Origin of the sequence: Lactobacillus sp. ESL0700, from assembly GCF_029392095.1 — a bacterium.
GTDB lineage: Bacteria > Bacillota > Bacilli > Lactobacillales > Lactobacillaceae > Lactobacillus.
Genome location: NZ_CP113930.1, coordinates 1,514,990 through 1,533,328, shown reverse-complemented (window position 1 = coordinate 1,533,328; position 18,339 = coordinate 1,514,990). Strand labels below are relative to the sequence as shown.

Sequence of the window (18,339 nt, the reverse complement as noted above, 5' to 3'; positions counted from 1 at the left end):
TAATAAATTTAATTTAAATAGTTTTGGTTGAGATTAATCAAGGGAGCAGTAAGTATGTTTTCGCATGATTTAACTAAAAAAATATTTTTCTGGCAACTAATTGCTCATGTTGTTATTTTGCTTGTTTGTGGTAGCTATACGATTGCTGCAGGAAATATTTTTAATGCAAGGCAAAAAAACATGATAATTTTGGGCTTGATTTTTGGTATTTTAGAATTATTGCTAATAAGACATGAAGTAAATAAAAATGAGGTGCTAAGACAGGCTAGTTACTACTTTTCGGCTGTTGCTGTTTGTTATGTCTTGTCGCATAGTTTATTCCTGTTGACCAAGCTGTTGAGTCATTTTAATCTTGTTAATGCAAATGTGTGGATGCTGCTGATTACGCTATACACGTTTGTGATGTACATTCCGCTGGCTAGGCTGGTTTTAAGTAAAATTAGCAGTAATATGGGCAGAATTATTGTTCTAGCAGTAGTTATCTTTAACAATACAATTGGTATTCAAGGTGATATTGCCGGAAATTTACATTATGCTAAATTATTTACAATTATGAATAATTCTGGTGTTACTGGGATTCCAATTTTAATAATTATCACGCTCATAGTTATGGATAGCTGGCACATTAAAAAGCCCCACTTTTTCTTTTCCTCTGAAGTAAGTGTAGCGACATCCTTTTTTATTTTGTTAATAATCGCCCTACATTTAGCCTATATTATCTACGCAATTACTGTAAATTGGTTTACTTTTGAAAGTGCCTTTAAATTTTATGTTTCTCAAATAGATTGGGCGGTAATTCTGAATGCATTGAGATGTGGCGTTGCAGAAGAATGGATAAATCGTTTTTGTATCATTAGTCTATTGGCGCAAATATTTGCTAACCGTAAGTCGCGAATATTACTGATTATGATTAGCGACGGACTTATTTTTGGCTTCTGGCACATCACAAATGTTTTTTACCAGTCTTTGCCGGCCACACTTTTACAGATGTTTACAGTGAGTAGCATGGGGATGCTTTTTGCAGCAATATACTTATATACGCATTCACTATTAACGACCATGATATATCACGGTGTGTATGACTTGATAGTTTTTGTGATTTCTAAGAACTTTGGTACATATGGCCAAGCTTTAAAGAGAACAATTATGCTTACAAGTCAGAACTATTATTCTGCAATTATTCAATTTTGCGTCTTTCTAATTTTAGGTTTGATTATTATTAGTGGCAAGAAACATCAAAAGGTAATTGGGGCAAATTTGACACAAATATAAATTTTAAATAAATAAAGATTGATTTATCTTTAAAAGCGAGTACAATAGTCTTTGTATGTTTTGAAGATAGTTCAGGATCTAAAAAAGAAACTCCTGGATGTGTGAACAGAATAAACAGTTTTTTAGGAGGAAAAAGTTAATGCCAACTATTAACCAATTGGTAAGAAAAGGCCGTCACTCAAAGACGACTAAATCAAAGTCACCAGCTTTAAGCTACGGCTACAACAGTATGAAGAAAGAATTAGTATTCAACCCAGCTCCACAAATGCGTGGTGTTGCAACTCGTGTTGGTACTATGACACCAAAGAAGCCAAACTCAGCTTTACGTAAGTATGCTCGTGTTCGTCTTTCTAACTTAATCGAAGTTACTGCCTACATCCCAGGTGAAGGCCACAACTTGCAAGAGCACTCGGTTGTTTTAATCCGTGGTGGTCGTGTAAAGGACCTTCCTGGTGTACGTTACCATATTATTCGTGGTGCCCTTGATACTGCTGGTGTTGATGGCAGAAAACAAAGCCGTTCTAAGTACGGTGCTAAGAAAGATTAAGGAGGAGTTAAATAATGCCTAGAAAAGGACATGTAACTAAAAGAGACGTTTTAGCAGATCCAGTTTATAACTCAAAGCTTGTTACTAAGTTAATCAACCACTTGATGCTTGATGGTAAGAGAGCTAAGGCATCTTCTATCCTTTATGATGCTTTCAACATCGTTAAAGACAAGACCGGCAAGGAACCACTTGACGTTTTTGAAGAAGCTATGAACAACATTATGCCAGTTTTGGAAGTTAGAGCTCGCCGTATCGGTGGTTCAAACTACCAAATCCCAGTTGAAGTTCGTCCAGAAAGAAGAACTACTTTAGGTTTAAGATGGCTTGTTTCATACGCTCGTTTACGTAATGAACATACAATGGATGAACGTTTAGCTAACGAAATTATCGATGCTTCAAACAACACCGGTTCTGCAGTTAAGAAGCGTGAAGACGTTCACCGTATGGCTGAAGCTAACCGTGCATTTGCACACTATCGCTTCTAATTTGATTGGTATATTTTTAAGGAGATAAGAATTTATGGCTAATAAGCGTGAATTTCCATTAGAAAAGACACGTAACATTGGTATTATGGCCCACATTGATGCGGGTAAGACTACCACTACTGAACGTATCCTTTACTACACTGGTAAGATCCACAAAATTGGTGAAACCCACGAAGGTGACAGCCAAATGGACTGGATGGACGAAGAAAAGGAACGTGGGATTACCATTACATCAGCCGCTACGACTGCGCAATGGAAAGACTACAGAATTAACATCATTGATACCCCAGGACACGTTGACTTCACTATCGAAGTTGAACGTTCACTCCGTGTTCTTGACGGTGCGGTAACTGTTCTTGATGCTCAAGCTGGTGTTGAACCACAAACTGAAAATGTTTGGCGTCAAGCTGAAACTTACGGTGTTCCTCGAATTGTTTTTGTTAACAAAATGGACAAGATTGGTGCAGATTTCGATAAATCTGTAACTTCTTTACACGAACGCTTAAATGCCAATGCTTTACCTGTTCAAATGCCAATCGGTTCTGCCGAAACTTTTGAAGGTGTTATTGACTTAATCAACATGGTTGCTGATGTTTATGACGAAGACAAGCTTGGTTCTAAGTGGGAAACTATTCCAGTTCCTGACGAATACAAGGCTGATGCTGAAAAGCGTAGAAGTGCTTTGATTGAACAAGTTGCTGATGTTGACGATGACATCATGGAAAAATACCTTAACGGTGACGAAATTTCCATTGATGAATTAAAGGCAGCTATTCGTAAAGCTACCTTGAACTTGGAATTGTTCCCAGTATTTGCTGGTTCAGCTTTCAAGAACAAGGGTGTACAAATGATGCTTGACGGTGTGATTGACTACTTGCCATCACCTGTTGACGTTAAGCCATACATCGCTCACGATCCTAAGACTGGTGAAGAAGAAGAATTAGTAGCAGGAGACGACAAGCCATTCTCAGCTTTAGCCTTTAAGATTGCTACCGACCCATTTGTTGGTCGTTTGACTTACATTCGTGTTTACACTGGTTCTCTTGAATCAGGTTCATACGTTTTGAATGCTTCAAAGAACAGTCGTGAACGTGTTGGTCGTTTGCTGCAAATGCACGCCAACTCAAGAACTGAAATTCCAGAAGTATTCTCAGGTGATATCGCTGGTGCTATCGGTTTGAAGAACACTACTACTGGTGACTCATTAACTGACCCAGACCACCCATTAATTTTGGAAAGTTTGGAAGTTCCAGATCCAGTTATCCAAGTTTCAATTGAACCTGAATCAAAGGCTGACCGTGATAAGCTTGACGTTGCTTTGCAAAAGTTGACTGAAGAAGACCCAACTTTCAGAGCTGAAACTAATGCTGAAACTGGTCAAACCTTGATTTCCGGAATGGGTGAATTGCACTTGCAAATCATGGTTGAACGTATGAAGCGTGAATTCCACGTTGAAGCTAAGATCGGTGAACCACAAGTTGCTTACCGTGAAACCTTCACTAAGCCAGCTAAGGCTCAAGGTAAGTTCGTTCGTCAATCCGGTGGTAAAGGTCAATACGGTGACGTTTGGGTTGAATTTACACCAAACGAAAGAGGTAAAGGTTACGAATTCGAAGATGCCATTGTCGGTGGTGTTGTTCCTCGTGAATTTATCCCTTCAGTAGATGCTGGACTTCAAGAATCAATGAAGAACGGTATCCTTGCTGGTTACCCATTGATCGACGTTAAGGCTAAGCTTTACGATGGTAGTTACCACGAAGTCGACTCATCTGAAGCTGCCTTCAAGGTTGCTGCATCACTTGCTTTGAGAAATGCTGCTCCTAAGGCTGGTGCTGTTATTCTTGAACCAATTATGAAGGTTCAAGTAATCACACCAGAAGAATACTTGGGTGATGTAATGGGCTCAATTACTGCTCGTCGTGGTACGATGGACAATATGCAAGACCGTTCAGGTGCTAAGGTATTGAACTCAATGGTTCCACTTGCTGAAATGTTTGGTTACGCAACTACTTTGCGTTCATCAACTCAAGGTCGTGGTACATTTACAATGGTATTTGACCACTACGCAGCAACTCCTAAGTCAATTCAAGCAGAAATTATCAAGAAGCGCGGCGGCGAAGCTGACTAATTCTTGTTAGTTTAAAAAATAAGAAAATAAGACTTTTAAAAGTCATTGGTAATGCCAATGGCTTTTTTTCTGATTTTTTCAAAAAAATAATGATAAAAAAGTTGAGTATTATAGAAAGAAAAAGTAAAAAAATTAAATTAAAATGCTCTAAATCCTTGATATTTCAACAAAGAGTAGGTATACTAGTCTTTGTGTGTTTGGGGAGTACTATGCTCTAAACACATGTAATTGTTGTAAGCGTTGATGCAAAAGGTTGCGGCACACCAGGCTGCATTGCCACAGAGGCGTGGCCGGTAATTTTTGCGGAGGCTAGTCATCTTTTAAAAGAAGACGTTAAGGAGGTAATTCAATGGCAAGTCAATCTATTCGTATCAGACTTAAGTCATACGAACATGGTATTCTCGATGAATCAGCTGCTAAGATTGTAGCTACTGCGAAGAGAACTGGTGCTGAAATTTCAGGTCCAGTTCCACTACCAACAGAAAGGGTTTTGTTCACTGTTCTACGTTCACCACACAAGAACAAGGACTCACGTGAACAATTTGAAATGCGTACGCACAAGCGTTTAATCGACATTTTAAATCCTACACCTAAGACTGTTGATTCTTTAATGAAGCTTGATCTTCCAAGCGGCGTTGACATCGAAATCAAATTATAATTTTTAAAAAGAAAGAGGTGTAATCATGACCAAAGGAATCTTAGGAAGAAAAGTCGGTATGACTCAAGTCTTCACTAAAGATGGTATCCTTGTTCCTGTAACTGTTGTTGAAGCAACTCCTAACGTTGTTATGCAAGTTAAGACTGTTGAATCAGACGGTTACGAAGCAGTTCAATTGGGATACCAAGATAAACGTGAAGTTTTGAGCAACAAACCAGAAAAAGGTCATGCTGCAAAAGCAAAGACTTCGCCTAAGCGCTTCATTCGTGAAATCCGCGGAGTTGAGCTTAAGGACTACGAAGTCGGCTCAGAAGTTACTGTGGACACATTTAAGGAAGGCGACGTTGTAGACGTTACTGGAATTACAAGAGGTCATGGATACCAAGGTAACATTAAGCGTTGGGGCCAATCACGTGGACCTGAAACTCACGGTTCAAGATACCACAGAGTTCCTGGTTCAATGGGTTCCATCATCAACCGTGTACCAAAGGGCAAGCGTTTGCCAGGTCACATGGGTATGAAGAAAGTTACCATTGAAAACTTAGTAATTGAAAAAGTTGTAGCAGACAAGAACGTATTGCTGATTAAAGGTAATGTTCCAGGTGCTAAGAACTCATTAATTACTGTTAAATCTGCTGTTAAGATTAATAAATAGGAAGGAGGACTAGAATGGCTAATTTAAAGGTTATCGATCAAAAAGGTAAAGATGCTGGTGAAGTTACTTTAAATGATGCAGTTTTTGGTATTGAACCAAACGAAAGCGTTGTGTTTGACGCAATCATCAGACAAAGAGCTGGCAAACGTCAAGGTACCTCAAAAGTTAAGAATAGATCTGCTGTTCGCGGCGGTGGTAAGAAACCATGGAAGCAAAAGGGTACAGGACGTGCTCGTCAAGGTTCCATTAGATCTCCACAATGGCGCGGCGGTGGTGTTGTCTTCGGACCAACTCCACGTTCATACGCATATTCAATGCCAAGAAAGCAACGTCGTTTGGCTATTAAGTCAGTTCTTTCCCAAAAATTGATTGATCAAGATTTAATCGTTTTAGACCAGTTGACAATGTCAGCACCTAAGACTAAAGAATTTAAGTCAATGTTAAGCAGCTTGAATGTTGAAGGTAAAGTTTTAGTTGTTTCAGACGACAAGAACGTACAACTTTCAGCAAGAAACTTAACTAATGTTAAGGTTGTTCCTGTTAACGGCGTAAATGTTGAAGACGTTGTTAACTACGGCAAGTTGATCTTGACTAAGGATGCTGTAGAAAAGATTGAAAAGAATGTTGAGGGGGCTTCAAAGAAATGAGTGCACACGATATCATTTTAAGACCTGTCATTACTGAAAAGTCAACGAACTTAATGGATGATAAGAAGTACACTTTCAACGTGCTTTTAACTGCAACCAAGACTCAAGTTCGTATCGCTGTTGAAGAAATCTTTGATGTTAAAGTTAAGAAAGTTAACATCATGAACGTTCGTGGCAAGGACAAGCGCGTTGGTCGTTACGCTGGTAAAACAGCTCGTACACGCAAGGCAATTGTTACCTTAACTGACGATTCAAACGACATTAAGATTTTCAAAGACGAAAACAAAGAAGAGAATAAGTAATAGGAGGTCAGTCAATTGGCTATTAAAGTTTATAAGCCAACCACAAATGGTCGCCGTAATATGACTTCTTCCGACTTTGCTGAGATTACGACGAGCAAGCCAGAACGCACCTTGCTTGAATCACAATCACATACAGCAGGCCGTAACTCATATGGTCATATTACAAGTAGACACCGTGGTGGTGGTCACAAGCAAAAGTACCGTGTTATCGATTTTAAGCGTAATAAAGATAATGCAAAAGCAGTTGTTAAATCTATCGAATACGATCCAAACAGAACTGCTAACATTGCACTTCTTCACTACACTGACGGTATCAAGACTTACATTCTTGCACCTAAGGGCTTAAAAGTTGGCGATATTGTTGAATCTGGTGCAGATGCAGATATCAAGCCAGGTAACGCATTACCATTAAAGAACATTCCTACTGGTACTTCAATTCACAACATTGAAATGAAACCTGGTAAGGGTGGACAATTGGTAAGAAGTGCTGGTACAAGTGCTCAAGTGTTAGGTTTTGACGGTAAATATGCATTAGTCAGATTACAAAGTGGCGAAGTTCGTAAGATCTTGTCAGTTTGTCGTGCTACTATCGGCGTTGTTGGTAATGAACAACATTCATTGATCCAATTAGGTAAAGCTGGTCGTAGTCGTTGGTTAGGCAGACGTCCACAATCACGTGGTTCCGTAATGAACCCTAACGATCACCCACATGGTGGTGGTGAAGGTAAGGCCCCAGTTGGTCGTCCACAACCTATGACTCCTTGGGGTAAGAAGAGTCGCGGCGTTAAGACTAGAAATAGTAAGAGAGCTAGCGAGAAGCTGATCATTCGTCACCGTAAGGGTAGCAAATAATAGAAGGAGGGTTAATTAATGAGCCGTAGTATTAAAAAAGGACCTTTTGCAGACGCATCATTGTTGAAGAAGGTTGAAGCTCAAGAAAACGCAGAAAAGAAGCAAGTTATTAAGACTTGGTCACGTCGTTCAACTATTTTCCCTTCCTTTGTTGGTTTGACTATAGCTGTTTACGATGGTAGAAAACATGTCCCAGTTTACATTACTGAAGACATGGTTGGTCACAAGTTAGGTGAATTCGTTCCAACGAGAACTTTCCGTGGACACAAGACATCTGACGATAAGGCCACTGCAAAATAAAGAAGGGAGAAACACTTAAATGGCAGAACAAATTAGTTCAGCTAGAGCTGAAGCAAGAACTGTTCGAATTGCTGCAAGAAAAGCTCGTTTAGTCGTTGACTTAATTCGCGGCAAAGACGTTGCTGAAGCATTAGCAATCTTGGAATTTACGCCTAGAGCTGCTTCCCCAATCGTTGAAAAAGTTTTACGTTCAGCTATTGCTAACGCAGAACACAACTATGATCTTGAAAGTGCAAATCTTTACGTATCAGAAGCATATGTAAATGAAGGTGCAACTTTGAAGAGATTCCGGCCACGTGCCAAGGGTATGGCTTCTCCAATTAACAAGAGAACAAGTCATGTAGTTGTAGTAGTTTCAGAAAAGAACGATTAAGGGAGGTATATTAATGGGTCAAAAGATTAACCCAAATGGTTTCCGTCTTGGCGTTATTCGCGATTGGGAATCTAAATGGTATGCTGACAGAGGATACAAAGAAACCTTAAATGAAGACCTGCGCATCAGAAAATTCATTTCTAAGAAGTTGAAGGATGCCTCTGTTTCTACTGTTGAAATTGAACGTGCAGCTAACAGAATCAACGTTTCCATCAATACTTCAAAACCAGGTATGGTAATTGGTAAAGGTGGTTCTGAAGTTGAAGCTTTAAGAAGAGACCTAAATGCTTTGACTAAGAAACAAGTACATGTCAACATTGTTGAAATTAAGAAACCAGATCTTGATGCTAAATTAGTTGCTGACAGTATTGCCAGTCAACTTGAAGCTCGTATTGCTTTCAGACGTGCAATTCGTCAAGCTACTCAAAGAAGTATGCGTGCTGGTGCTAAGGGTATCAGAGTACAAACCTCTGGTCGTTTAAACGGTGCCGACATGGCAAGAAGAGAATGGCATACAGAAGGTCGTGTTCCATTACAAACTTTAAGAGCTGATATTGATTACGCTTGGGTAAATGCCTTCACTACTTATGGTGAAATTGGTGTTCAAGTTTGGATCAACCGCGGTGAAGTCTTGCCTACTAAGAACAAGAAGCCCGCAAAAGCAGTGAAGGGAGGAAATAAATAATGCCTTTAGTACCAAAACGAGTAAAACACCGTCGTGAATTCCGTGGTAAGATGCGTGGTGCTGCTAAAGGTGGTAGAACCATTGCCTTTGGTGAATATGGTTTAGAAGCCCTCGAATCTCACTGGATTACTAATCAACAAATTGAAGCTGCTCGTGTTGCGATGACTCGTTACATGAAGCGTGGTGGTAAAGTTTGGATCAGAATTTTCCCACAAAAGTCATACACTGCTAAAGGTGTAGGTGTACGTATGGGTTCTGGTAAAGGTGCACCAGCTGGTTGGGTAGCTGTAGTAAAAAGAGAAAAGATTATGTTTGAAATTGGTGGCGTTAGCGAAGCAACTGCTCGTGAAGCTTTACGTCTTGCTTCAACTAAGTTACCAATCAAATGTAAGTTTGTGACTAAAAGTTCGGAAGTAGGTGGCAATTCTAATGAAGGCTAAGGATATCAGAACACTAACCACTGATCAAATGTTAGAAAAGGAAAAGCAATACAAAGAAGAACTTTTCAACTTGCGTTTCCAACAAGCAACGGGTCAATTAGAAAATACCGCTCGCCTGAGTAAAGTCCGCAAGAATATCGCTAGAATTAAAACAATTCTTAGTGAAGAAGCATTGAAGAAAGATTAGTGGAAGGGAGTTATTAACTTGAGCGAATCAATCGAAAGAAATCATCGTCACGTATATCAAGGTCGTGTAGTTTCTGATAAGAATGACAAAACTATCACTGTTGTAGTTGATACTTACAAGAACCACCCTGTTTACAAGAAGCGTATTAGATATTCTAAGAAATACTATGCACAAGACGAAAATAATGAAGCTAAAGTTGGCGATACTGTTCGTATCATGGAAACTCGTCCATTATCTCGTACAAAGCGCTTTCGTTTAGTAGAAATTGTTAAGAAATCTGTTTAATTTTGCGGATTTAGTGAGGGGAGGATTATACAGTGATTCAAAATGAATCCCGTTTGAGAGTTGCTGATAACTCTGGTGCCAGAGAACTTTTAGTTATTAGAGTCTTAGGTGGATCAAAACGTAAGACCGGTAACATTGGTGATATCGTGGTAGCAGCTGTTAAACAAGCAACACCAGGTGGCGTTGTCAAAAAAGGTGACGTTGTTAAAGCAGTCATTGTTAGAACAAAATCAGGCGCACGCCGTGAAGATGGATCATACATCAAGTTTGATGAAAATGCCGGCGTAGTTATTAATGCAGATAAGAGCCCACGTGGTACTCGTATCTTTGGGCCTGTTGCACGTGAGTTACGTGAGCACGACTTTATGAAGATCGTCTCTCTTGCTCCTGAAGTCTTATAATTAAGTGAGGTGCACTGATGTTTGTTAAAACTGGTGACAAAGTAAAAGTTATTGCCGGAAAAGATAAAGGCAAAGAAGGTGTAGTTCTTTCTGTTAACGTTAAGAAGAACCGTGTGGTTGTTAAAGGCGTTAATACGATTAAGAAGCACGAAAAGCCTTCACAAAGCAATGCAAACGGTGGTGTAGTTGAATCAGAAGGTTCAATTCATGCATCAAACGTTAAAGTTATTGCTAAGGGTGAAAGCAAAAAAGAAGCAACTAATAAGTAGAAGGGAGGACACAAATGGCAAGTTATTTAGCTCAAGAATATAAAGAAAAGATTGTTCCTGCATTACAAGAAAAATTTGAATATGATTCTGTTATGCAAGTACCAAAAATTGAAAAAATCGTTTTGAACATGGGTGTTGGTGACGCAGTTTCCAACGCTAAGAACTTAGACGAAGCAGTTGAAGAATTAACTTTAATTTCTGGTCAAAAGCCTTTAGTTACTAAGGCAAAGAAGTCAATTGCTAACTTCCGTTTACGTGAAGGTATGTCAATTGGTGCTAAGGTTACACTTAGAGGCACTAGAATGTATGATTTCTTATACAAGTTAATCAACGTTTCACTTCCACGTGTTCGTGACTTCCGCGGTGTTTCAAGTCGTTCATTCGATGGTCGTGGTAACTACACTTTAGGTATCAAGGAACAATTGATTTTCCCAGAAATCGACTTTGATAAGGTTAACCGTACCAGAGGTTTAGATGTTGTTATCGTTACTACTGCCAATACTGACGAAGAGGCTCGTGAGCTTTTAGGTCAATTTGGTATGCCGTTTGCAAAATAATGGAGGACATTAATGGCTAAAACATCACAAAAAATTAGAAATCATCGTCCTGCTAAGTTTTCTTCACGTGAATATACACGTTGTGAGAGATGTGGTCGTCCACACTCAGTTTACCGTAAATTTGGCTTATGCCGTATTTGCTTGAAGGATTTAGCTCACAAAGGTCAAATCCCAGGTCTTAAAAAGGCTAGTTGGTAATACGGTTAGGAGGATAGCATAAATGGTCATGACAGATCCGATCGCAGATTACTTGACTAGAATTAGAAATGCCAACATGGCAAAGCATAGTTCAGTTGAAATTCCTGCATCAAATATTAAAAAATCTATTTCAGAAATTTTGAAACGCGAAGGTTTCATCCGTGATTACGAAGTTACTGATGACAATAAGCAAGGTGTTATCAAGGTTTTCTTGAAATACGGTCCAAACGGAGAACGTGTCATTTCAGGCTTAAAACGGATTTCTAAGCCAGGTCTTAGAAATTACGTTAGTGCTGAAAACTTACCTAAAGTTCTTAACGGCTTAGGTATTGCCATCGTTTCTACTTCTGCTGGTGTAATTACCGATAAAGAAGCTAGACAAAAAGGCGTTGGCGGCGAAGTTATTGCCTACGTTTGGTAATTCTGACAGAAAGGAGAACAATCAATGAGCCGTATAGGTTTAAAAACAATTGAAGTCCCAGACAGTGTCACTGTTACCAAGGAAGGTGACAATATTACTGTTAAGGGCCCAAAGGGTGAATTAACTAGATACTTCGATCCTAAAATTACTTTTAAGCAAGAAGATGGCAAGATCAATTTCTCACGTTCAAGTGAAAATGATAAAGCACTTCATGGTACTGAAAGAGCTAATTTAGCATCAATGGTTGAAGGTGTAGTTAACGGCTACAAGAAGACTTTGAAGTTAATCGGTGTTGGTTACCGTGCTACTACACAAGGCAACAAGTTAACTTTGAATGTTGGCTACTCTCACCCAGTTGAAATGACTGCACCTGAAGGTGTTTCCGTAAACGCTACTTCAAACACTGATATTGAAGTAGAAGGAATTTCTAAGCAAAATGTTGGACAATTTGCTGCTGAAATTCGCGATGTACGTCCACCAGAACCTTACAAGGGTAAAGGTATTCGTTATGTTGACGAATATGTACGTCGTAAGGAAGGTAAGACAGGTAAATAATAAATAAATTTTTGAGGTGAAATTGTGATTTCAAAACCAGACAAAAACAAATTGCGCTTAAAGCGTCATAAACGTATTCGTAGCAAGATCTCTGGTACTGCTGAGCGCCCACGCTTAAGTGTTTTCCGTTCAAACAAGAACATCTACGCTCAATTAATTGATGATGTAGAGGGTGTCACGCTAGCAAGTGCCTCAACTTTGGATGAATCTGTTAAGGGTTCAACTAAGGTAGAACAAGCTCAAGCTGTTGGTAAAGCTATTGCTGAAGCAGCTAAAGCTAAGAATATTTCAAACATTGTGTTTGATAGAAGTGGTTACTTATACCACGGCCGTATTTCAGCTTTGGCAGATGCCGCTCGTGAAAACGGATTAGATTTCTAGGGAAGGAGAATAATACATGGCAAACCGCAACGATTCTCGTAATAATCGTAGAAATAAGGACGACATTGAAGATCAGTTAGTAGCAATTAATCGTGTCACCAAGGTTGTCAAGGGTGGTCAACGCATGAGATTTGCTGCCCTAGTAGTTGTTGGCGACAAAAAAGGTCGTGTAGGCTTTGGTACTGGTAAAGCTCAAGAAGTTCCAGAAGCAATCCGTAAGGCCGTTGAAGCTGGTAAGAAGAACATGATCAATGTTCCTAAGGTTGGTACTACCATTCCTCACGAAGTAATTGGTCACTATGGTTCAGGTAGTATTTTATTTAAGCCTGCTCCAGCTGGTTCAGGTATTGCTGCCGGTGGTGCCGTTCGTATCGTTATGGATATGGCTGGTATTGCTGATGTTACTTCTAAGTCACTTGGTTCAAACACACCAATCAATGTTGTTCGCGCAGCAATTGATGGCTTGAAAAAGCTTAGAACAAGTGAAGAAGTTGAAAAGCTTCGCCACGCAGATTTAGATTAGGGAGACTATAAATGACTGAATTAAAAGTTACTTTAATTAGAAGTGTTGCGCACCGTCTACCTAACCAAAAGAAAGTTGTTAAGGCTCTTGGCTTAGGTAGAATCAGCAGTACTGTTGTTCTACCAGACAACGCTGCTACTCGTGGTGCATTAATGAAAATTGCCCACTTAATTTCTGTTGAAGAAGTTAATAAATAATTATTGAGGAGGTGCCAAATTAATGAAGCTTAATGAATTACATGCCTCTGCTGGTTCACGCTCAACTAGAAAACGTGTTGGACGCGGTACTTCAAGTGGTTTCGGTAAGACTTCTGGTCGTGGACAAAAGGGTCAATTATCCCGTCAAGGCGGCCATACTCGTTTAGGTTTTGAAGGTGGACAAATGCCATTATTCAGAACTATGCCTAAGCGTGGATTTAAGAACGTTAACCGTAAAGAATATGCAATTGTTAATTTAGACGACTTAAACAAATTCGAAGATAACAGTGAAGTAACTGTCGCTAGTTTGAAAGAAAACGGTTTGGTAAAGAAAGAATTATCAGGCGTTAAATTACTTGCTAAAGGCGAATTAAAAGTTAAATTAAACGTAAAGGTTAACAAAGTTTCTGCCGCTGCTAAGAAAGCAGTCGAGGCTGCTGGCGGATCTGTTGAGGTGATCTAATGTTTTCGACCTTGAAGAACGCTTTTAAGGATAAAGAAATTCGAAATAAAATTTATTTTACGCTCTTTATTCTCCTGTTGTATCGCATAGGAGCTAACATTACAGTTCCGGGTGTAAATGCAAAAGCGATCACTCAAGTAGCACAAACTGGTTTGGTTCCCATGCTAGATACTGTTTCTGGTGGTGGGTTAGATAATTATTCGATTTTTTCACTGGGTGTTTCTCCTTATATTACTGCACAAATTGTTATTCAGTTGTTGCAGATGGATATTGTTCCTACATTAGTAGAGTGGGGAAAACAAGGTGAAGTAGGTCGGCGTAAAACTAATCAAGTTACGAGATGGTTGTCATTAGCAGTTGCTTTTGTTCAAAGTATCGGTATTACACTTGGGTTTAACGCTTTAACACAGATGGGACTTGTAAAGTCTCAATCGTGGCAGACTTATATTGAAATTGCTGTTATTATGACAGCTGGAACAATGTTACTGACTTGGCTTGGTGATGAAATCACCGATAAAGGACTTGGTAATGGTGTTTCTGTAATTATCTTTGCTGGTATTATTGCTCGTCTTCCACGAGGTCTATATCAGATTTTTAAGGAAGATATTATTAATAATAATGCGAGTGATCGAATTCAAGGGATTGTGTTCTTCATCGCGATTATCATTGCAATTCTCGTCGTAACACAATTAGTTACGTGGGTTGAACAGGCGGATCGTCGGATTCCAATTCAATATACAAAGAGAGCAACTGTAAGTGGCTCAGAAAGCTTTTTGCCATTAAAAGTTAATGTTTCAGGTGTTATTCCGGTAATTTTCGCAAGTTCGTTTATTATCACGCCAGCAACAATTTTAATGGTCTTTCAAAAGTCCCAAGGCGATCAACAATGGTACAAGATAATGACCAGCGTGTTTAGTATGCAGACTACACCAGGAGTTATAATTTATACACTTTTGATTATTTTGTTTACTTTCTTCTATGCTTTTGTTCAGGTTAATCCTGAGAAGCTCTCGAAGAATTTGCAAAAGCAAGGTGCTTATATTCCTAGTGTGTGGCCAGGAAAGGATACACAAGATTACGTTTCGAAGTTGTTAATTAGATTATCAACTGTGGGATCTGTTTTCTTAGGTTTGGTTGCTTTACTGCCACAGCTTGCTACTAATTTTTGGGATTTACCAAGTTCAATTGGATTAGGCGGAACAAGTCTTTTAATTGTTATTGGGGTTGTCCTTGAATTATCACGTCAGATTAACGGTTTGTTAATGAAGCGTGAATATGTAGGATTCATCAGATAGGAAATAGATAAATGATTAACTTAATTCTTTTAGGTTTGCCTGGTGCTGGCAAAGGTACAGTGTCTGAGCAAATTGTTGATAAATATCACCTAACTCATATTTCAACTGGGGATATGTTTAGGGAAGCAATGGCTAATGAAACCAAAGTTGGTCTTGAAGCCAAAAGTTATATCGACAAGGGCGATTTGGTACCCGATGAAGTTACTGCTAAATTAGTTGAAGAGCGTTTAGCTCAACCTGATATTAAAGAAGGCTATATTTTAGATGGTTTTCCAAGGACAACTGTTCAAGCAGAATTGTTAGAAGGTATTACTAAACGCCTTAATAAACCTTTGACTAGTGTAATTTCGCTTGAAGTTAAAGAACAAACTTTAATCGATCGCTTGTCAGCCCGCTTTATGTGTAAAAATTGTGGTGCTACTTACAATAAGATTACTAAGATGCCTAAAGAAAAAGGTATCTGTGATCGTTGTGGTAGCCATGACTTTTATCAACGTGAAGATGACAAGCCTGAAGTAGTCAAGAATCGTTTAGAAGTTAACGAAAAGATGAATGCACCTTTGAAAGACTTTTACCAAAATAAAGGTTTGTTGACTGTTATTGATGGTGAACAAACTCCTGAGAAAGTTTTTGAAAGTGTTGATGCGGTACTAAGTAAATAGCAATAACTTGTTTATTTGCTGTTCCGTGTTATAATTTCAAAGTATGACTGTTTAATTGCGGAGGAACGACTTTGGCAAAAGATGATGTCATTGAAGTAAAAGGTAAAGTTGTAGATACTTTGCCTAATGCTATGTTTAAAGTTGAATTGGAAAATGGAGCTGTGATTTTAGCACATGTTTCCGGCAAGATTAGAATGCACTACATTCGTATTTTGCCTGGCGACCGTGTTACTGTGGAACTTTCTCCTTACGATTTAACAAAAGGTAGAATTACGTATCGGTTTATAAAGTAATAACGGGGGTAAACATGAAGGTTAGACCATCTGTTAAACCAATGTGTGAACATTGTAAGATTATTAAAAGACATGGCCGTGTGATGGTTATTTGTTCTGCAAATCCTAAGCACAAGCAACGTCAAGGTTAAAAATAAAATAGGAGGTGCAATTTATGGCACGTATTGCTGGTGTTGACTTACCAAGAGATAAAAGAATAGTTGTTGCTTTAACATATATTTATGGTATTGGTGAGCCTACAGCTCAAAAAATTTGTGCGGATGCTGGCGTTTCTGAAGACATACGTTCAAAAGATTTGACTCCAGACGATCAAGAAAAGCTTCGCGCAGAAGTTGATAAATACCGTGTTGAAGGTGACTTGCGTAGACAAGTTAGCATGAATATCAAACGGTTAATTGATATCGGTTCTTACCGTGGTATGCGTCACCGCCGTGGACTTCCAGTTCGTGGTCAAAATACCAAGAATAATGCCCGTACTCGTAAGGGTAGTAAGAAGAATAAATAAAATTTATAAGGAGGTTTATTGATGCCTAAAACAGCACGTAAGCGTCGTGTGAAGAAGCACGTTGAAAAAGGCGTTGCTCATATTCATTCTACGTTTAATAATACTTTAGTCATGATTACTGACGTTCAAGGTAATGCAGTTGCTTGGTCTTCAGCCGGTGCATTGGGCTTTAAGGGTAGCCGTAAGTCTACTCCGTTTGCAGCTCAAATGGCAGCTGAAGCAGCAGCTAAGAGTGCAATGGATCAAGGTATGAAACATGTAGAAGTTTCTGTCAAAGGTCCTGGTTCTGGTCGTGAATCAGCAATTAGATCATTACAAGCTACTGGTCTTGAAATTACTGCAATTCGTGATGTTACTCCAGTTCCCCACAATGGTTCTAGACCACCAAAACGTCGTCGTGTATAATTTTTTTCTTAATGAAGGACGTTGCGTTTTGAAAGGGGCCTAGTAATGATTGAATTTGAAAAACCAAATATTACCGTTGTTGACCAAGAGAAGTCTTACGGTAAATTTGTTATTGAACCACTTGAACGAGGCTTTGGTACTACTTTAGGTAATTCATTACGTAGAGTTTTACTAACATCTATTCCAGGTACAGGACTTGTTTATGTTCAAATTGATGGTGTCTTACATGAATTCTCAACAGTTCCTGGTGTTAGAGAAGATGTAGTAAAAATGATTCTTAACTTGAAAAAGCTTGAGTTAAAATCATTTTCTGATGAACAAAAATTAATTGAATTGGATGTTGAAGGTCCAGCTACTGTAACTGCTGATGACCTCAAAGTTGACGCTGATGTTCAAATTCTAAATCCTGATCAATATATTTGTACCATCGCTGACGGTGGCCACTTGCACATGCAAATTGCTGTCAAGAACGGTCGCGGTTATGTTGCAGCAAGTGACAACAAGAGTGAAGATATGCCAATTGGTGTTATTCCTGTCGATTCTCTTTTTTCACCAATTAAAAAAGTTAATTACCAGGTTGAATCAACTCGTGTTGGTAAAAGAGATGATTTTGACAAGCTCACTTTAGAGATTTGGACTGATGGTTCAATCAAGCCTAATGACGCCCTTAGTTTTGCTGCTAAGATTTTAGTAGCGCACTTTAAAGTGTTTGAAACTGCTGATGCAAATACCAAATTTGACGATGTTATGATCGAAAAAGAAGATGATACTGCAGAAAAGAAACTTGAGATGACAATCGAAGAGCTTGACCTTTCTGTACGTTCATACAATTGTCTGAAGCGTGCTGGTATCAACACTCTGCAAGAGTTAACAGATAAGACTGAAGCAGATATGATGCGTGTACGTAATTTGGGACGGAAATCATTGGAAGAAGTTAAAAACAAATTAGCTGACTTGGGACTTTCACTTCGTCAAGAAGATTAATAAATAAAGGAGGTAAACTGATGCCATACCGTAAATTAGGTTGGGATAGTGCACATAGAAAAGCAATGTTGCGCGAAATGACAACTCAATTGTTCATGAAAGAACGCATTGTTACTACTGAAACCCGTGCAAAAGAAATTCGCAAAACTGCCGAAAAGATGATTACTTTAGGTAAGCGTGGCGATTTAGCCGCTAGAAGAAAGGCTGCTGCTTTTGTACGTGATGAAGTTGCAGATATCCATGAAGAAGGCGATGCAGTTGTTGTTAAATCAGCATTGCAAAAACTTTTCAGTGATATTGCACCTCGTTACAAAGATCGTAATGGTGGTTACACCAGAATTATGAAGTTAGCCAAAGCTCGTAAGGGTGACGGCGCTCCAATGGTTATTCTTGAATTAGTTTAATTTAAGATAA

At 38.9% G+C, this 18,339-nt stretch carries 33 protein-coding genes; all 33 read left to right on the top strand.

The window, feature by feature from the left end:
* Positions 1-54: 54 nt before the first annotated feature.
* On the top strand, positions 55-1,272 hold the full coding sequence (locus tag OZX63_RS07380; RefSeq protein ID WP_277142788.1) for a CPBP family intramembrane glutamic endopeptidase: 1,218 nt from the start codon (positions 55-57) through the stop codon (positions 1,270-1,272).
* A 139-nt stretch (positions 1,273-1,411) separates the two neighbouring features.
* The gene (gene rpsL, locus OZX63_RS07375) at positions 1,412-1,819 is read left to right on the top strand and encodes a 30S ribosomal protein S12 (protein WP_277130565.1); all 408 of its coding nucleotides are present in this window, start codon (positions 1,412-1,414) and stop codon (positions 1,817-1,819) included.
* A gap of 14 nt (positions 1,820-1,833) precedes the next feature.
* On the top strand, positions 1,834-2,304 hold the full coding sequence (gene rpsG / locus OZX63_RS07370; RefSeq protein ID WP_277131861.1) for a 30S ribosomal protein S7: 471 nt from the start codon (positions 1,834-1,836) through the stop codon (positions 2,302-2,304).
* A gap of 34 nt (positions 2,305-2,338) precedes the next feature.
* Positions 2,339-4,432 (top strand): elongation factor G, encoded by a 2,094-nt coding sequence (fusA, locus tag OZX63_RS07365; RefSeq protein WP_277142786.1) that lies wholly within the window; start codon positions 2,339-2,341, stop codon positions 4,430-4,432.
* A 349-nt stretch (positions 4,433-4,781) separates the two neighbouring features.
* Positions 4,782-5,090 (top strand): 30S ribosomal protein S10, encoded by a 309-nt coding sequence (gene rpsJ, locus OZX63_RS07360; protein ID WP_046327486.1) that lies wholly within the window; start codon positions 4,782-4,784, stop codon positions 5,088-5,090.
* 25 nt (positions 5,091-5,115) lie between these two features.
* Complete coding sequence (rplC, locus tag OZX63_RS07355; protein ID WP_277130570.1) at positions 5,116-5,745, top strand: 50S ribosomal protein L3; 630 nt, start codon at positions 5,116-5,118, stop codon at positions 5,743-5,745.
* Positions 5,746-5,759: 14 nt separating this feature from the next.
* Positions 5,760-6,392, top strand: a complete 633-nt coding sequence (gene rplD, locus OZX63_RS07350) for a 50S ribosomal protein L4 (RefSeq protein WP_277142784.1) — start codon at positions 5,760-5,762, stop codon at positions 6,390-6,392.
* Positions 6,389-6,694, top strand: a complete 306-nt coding sequence (gene rplW, locus OZX63_RS07345; RefSeq protein ID WP_277131858.1) for a 50S ribosomal protein L23 — start codon at positions 6,389-6,391, stop codon at positions 6,692-6,694. The genes rplD and rplW overlap by 4 nt, the downstream gene beginning before the upstream one ends.
* Before the next feature lie 15 nt (positions 6,695-6,709).
* Entirely contained in the window at positions 6,710-7,546 is an 837-nt protein-coding gene (rplB, locus tag OZX63_RS07340; RefSeq protein WP_277131856.1) for a 50S ribosomal protein L2, read from the top strand.
* Positions 7,547-7,564: 18 nt separating this feature from the next.
* Positions 7,565-7,846 carry a 30S ribosomal protein S19 gene (gene rpsS, locus OZX63_RS07335; protein WP_277131854.1) on the top strand — a complete coding sequence of 94 codons (282 nt, stop codon included), beginning with the start codon at positions 7,565-7,567 and terminating at the stop codon, positions 7,844-7,846.
* 19 nt (positions 7,847-7,865) lie between these two features.
* The gene (rplV, locus tag OZX63_RS07330; protein WP_277130577.1) at positions 7,866-8,219 is read left to right on the top strand and encodes a 50S ribosomal protein L22; all 354 of its coding nucleotides are present in this window, start codon (positions 7,866-7,868) and stop codon (positions 8,217-8,219) included.
* Between the two features lie 13 nt (positions 8,220-8,232).
* Positions 8,233-8,904: a 30S ribosomal protein S3 gene (gene rpsC / locus OZX63_RS07325; RefSeq protein WP_277131852.1), complete on the top strand. Its 672-nt coding sequence runs from the start codon at positions 8,233-8,235 to the stop codon at positions 8,902-8,904.
* Positions 8,904-9,344 carry a 50S ribosomal protein L16 gene (gene rplP, locus OZX63_RS07320; protein WP_277142782.1) on the top strand — a complete coding sequence of 147 codons (441 nt, stop codon included), beginning with the start codon at positions 8,904-8,906 and terminating at the stop codon, positions 9,342-9,344. Before rpsC ends, rplP begins: the two co-directional genes overlap by 1 nt.
* Positions 9,334-9,531 carry a 50S ribosomal protein L29 gene (rpmC, locus tag OZX63_RS07315; protein ID WP_277130580.1) on the top strand — a complete coding sequence of 66 codons (198 nt, stop codon included), beginning with the start codon at positions 9,334-9,336 and terminating at the stop codon, positions 9,529-9,531. The genes rplP and rpmC overlap by 11 nt, the downstream gene beginning before the upstream one ends.
* Before the next feature lie 18 nt (positions 9,532-9,549).
* On the top strand, positions 9,550-9,816 hold the full coding sequence (gene rpsQ, locus OZX63_RS07310) for a 30S ribosomal protein S17 (RefSeq protein ID WP_277130581.1): 267 nt from the start codon (positions 9,550-9,552) through the stop codon (positions 9,814-9,816).
* A gap of 32 nt (positions 9,817-9,848) precedes the next feature.
* Complete coding sequence (gene rplN / locus OZX63_RS07305; protein ID WP_277142779.1) at positions 9,849-10,217, top strand: 50S ribosomal protein L14; 369 nt, start codon at positions 9,849-9,851, stop codon at positions 10,215-10,217.
* 17 nt (positions 10,218-10,234) lie between these two features.
* A complete protein-coding gene (gene rplX / locus OZX63_RS07300; protein WP_277142777.1) occupies positions 10,235-10,486 on the top strand; it encodes a 50S ribosomal protein L24 in 252 nt (83 codons plus the stop codon).
* Between the two features lie 14 nt (positions 10,487-10,500).
* Positions 10,501-11,043, top strand: coding sequence for a 50S ribosomal protein L5 (gene rplE / locus OZX63_RS07295; RefSeq protein ID WP_277130584.1), 543 nt, complete (start codon positions 10,501-10,503; stop codon positions 11,041-11,043).
* Positions 11,044-11,055: 12 nt separating this feature from the next.
* Complete coding sequence (locus tag OZX63_RS07290) at positions 11,056-11,241, top strand: type Z 30S ribosomal protein S14 (protein ID WP_046307561.1); 186 nt, start codon at positions 11,056-11,058, stop codon at positions 11,239-11,241.
* A 22-nt stretch (positions 11,242-11,263) separates the two neighbouring features.
* Positions 11,264-11,662, top strand: coding sequence for a 30S ribosomal protein S8 (gene rpsH, locus OZX63_RS07285; protein WP_277131844.1), 399 nt, complete (start codon positions 11,264-11,266; stop codon positions 11,660-11,662).
* A gap of 24 nt (positions 11,663-11,686) precedes the next feature.
* Positions 11,687-12,217, top strand: coding sequence for a 50S ribosomal protein L6 (gene rplF, locus OZX63_RS07280; RefSeq protein ID WP_277130586.1), 531 nt, complete (start codon positions 11,687-11,689; stop codon positions 12,215-12,217).
* A gap of 24 nt (positions 12,218-12,241) precedes the next feature.
* Positions 12,242-12,598, top strand: coding sequence for a 50S ribosomal protein L18 (rplR, locus tag OZX63_RS07275; protein WP_277130587.1), 357 nt, complete (start codon positions 12,242-12,244; stop codon positions 12,596-12,598).
* 16 nt (positions 12,599-12,614) lie between these two features.
* Entirely contained in the window at positions 12,615-13,121 is a 507-nt protein-coding gene (gene rpsE, locus OZX63_RS07270; RefSeq protein WP_277130588.1) for a 30S ribosomal protein S5, read from the top strand.
* An 11-nt stretch (positions 13,122-13,132) separates the two neighbouring features.
* Positions 13,133-13,318: a 50S ribosomal protein L30 gene (gene rpmD, locus OZX63_RS07265; protein ID WP_277130589.1), complete on the top strand. Its 186-nt coding sequence runs from the start codon at positions 13,133-13,135 to the stop codon at positions 13,316-13,318.
* A gap of 22 nt (positions 13,319-13,340) precedes the next feature.
* Entirely contained in the window at positions 13,341-13,781 is a 441-nt protein-coding gene (gene rplO / locus OZX63_RS07260; protein WP_277142775.1) for a 50S ribosomal protein L15, read from the top strand.
* On the top strand, positions 13,781-15,076 hold the full coding sequence (gene secY, locus OZX63_RS07255; RefSeq protein ID WP_277142773.1) for a preprotein translocase subunit SecY: 1,296 nt from the start codon (positions 13,781-13,783) through the stop codon (positions 15,074-15,076). Before rplO ends, secY begins: the two co-directional genes overlap by 1 nt.
* Positions 15,077-15,087: 11 nt before the next feature.
* Entirely contained in the window at positions 15,088-15,738 is a 651-nt protein-coding gene (locus tag OZX63_RS07250) for an adenylate kinase (RefSeq protein WP_277142770.1), read from the top strand.
* Between the two features lie 71 nt (positions 15,739-15,809).
* The gene (infA, locus tag OZX63_RS07245; RefSeq protein ID WP_034980408.1) at positions 15,810-16,031 is read left to right on the top strand and encodes a translation initiation factor IF-1; all 222 of its coding nucleotides are present in this window, start codon (positions 15,810-15,812) and stop codon (positions 16,029-16,031) included.
* A gap of 14 nt (positions 16,032-16,045) precedes the next feature.
* Positions 16,046-16,162, top strand: a complete 117-nt coding sequence (gene rpmJ, locus OZX63_RS07240) for a 50S ribosomal protein L36 (RefSeq protein ID WP_003647815.1) — start codon at positions 16,046-16,048, stop codon at positions 16,160-16,162.
* A gap of 23 nt (positions 16,163-16,185) precedes the next feature.
* Positions 16,186-16,536 (top strand): 30S ribosomal protein S13, encoded by a 351-nt coding sequence (gene rpsM, locus OZX63_RS07235; RefSeq protein ID WP_277130593.1) that lies wholly within the window; start codon positions 16,186-16,188, stop codon positions 16,534-16,536.
* 21 nt (positions 16,537-16,557) lie between these two features.
* Positions 16,558-16,941: a 30S ribosomal protein S11 gene (rpsK, locus tag OZX63_RS07230; RefSeq protein ID WP_277130594.1), complete on the top strand. Its 384-nt coding sequence runs from the start codon at positions 16,558-16,560 to the stop codon at positions 16,939-16,941.
* Positions 16,942-16,986: 45 nt separating this feature from the next.
* Complete coding sequence (locus OZX63_RS07225; protein ID WP_277131835.1) at positions 16,987-17,925, top strand: DNA-directed RNA polymerase subunit alpha; 939 nt, start codon at positions 16,987-16,989, stop codon at positions 17,923-17,925.
* 20 nt (positions 17,926-17,945) lie between these two features.
* Complete coding sequence (gene rplQ / locus OZX63_RS07220) at positions 17,946-18,329, top strand: 50S ribosomal protein L17 (RefSeq protein WP_277131833.1); 384 nt, start codon at positions 17,946-17,948, stop codon at positions 18,327-18,329.
* Positions 18,330-18,339: the final 10 nt, after the last annotated feature.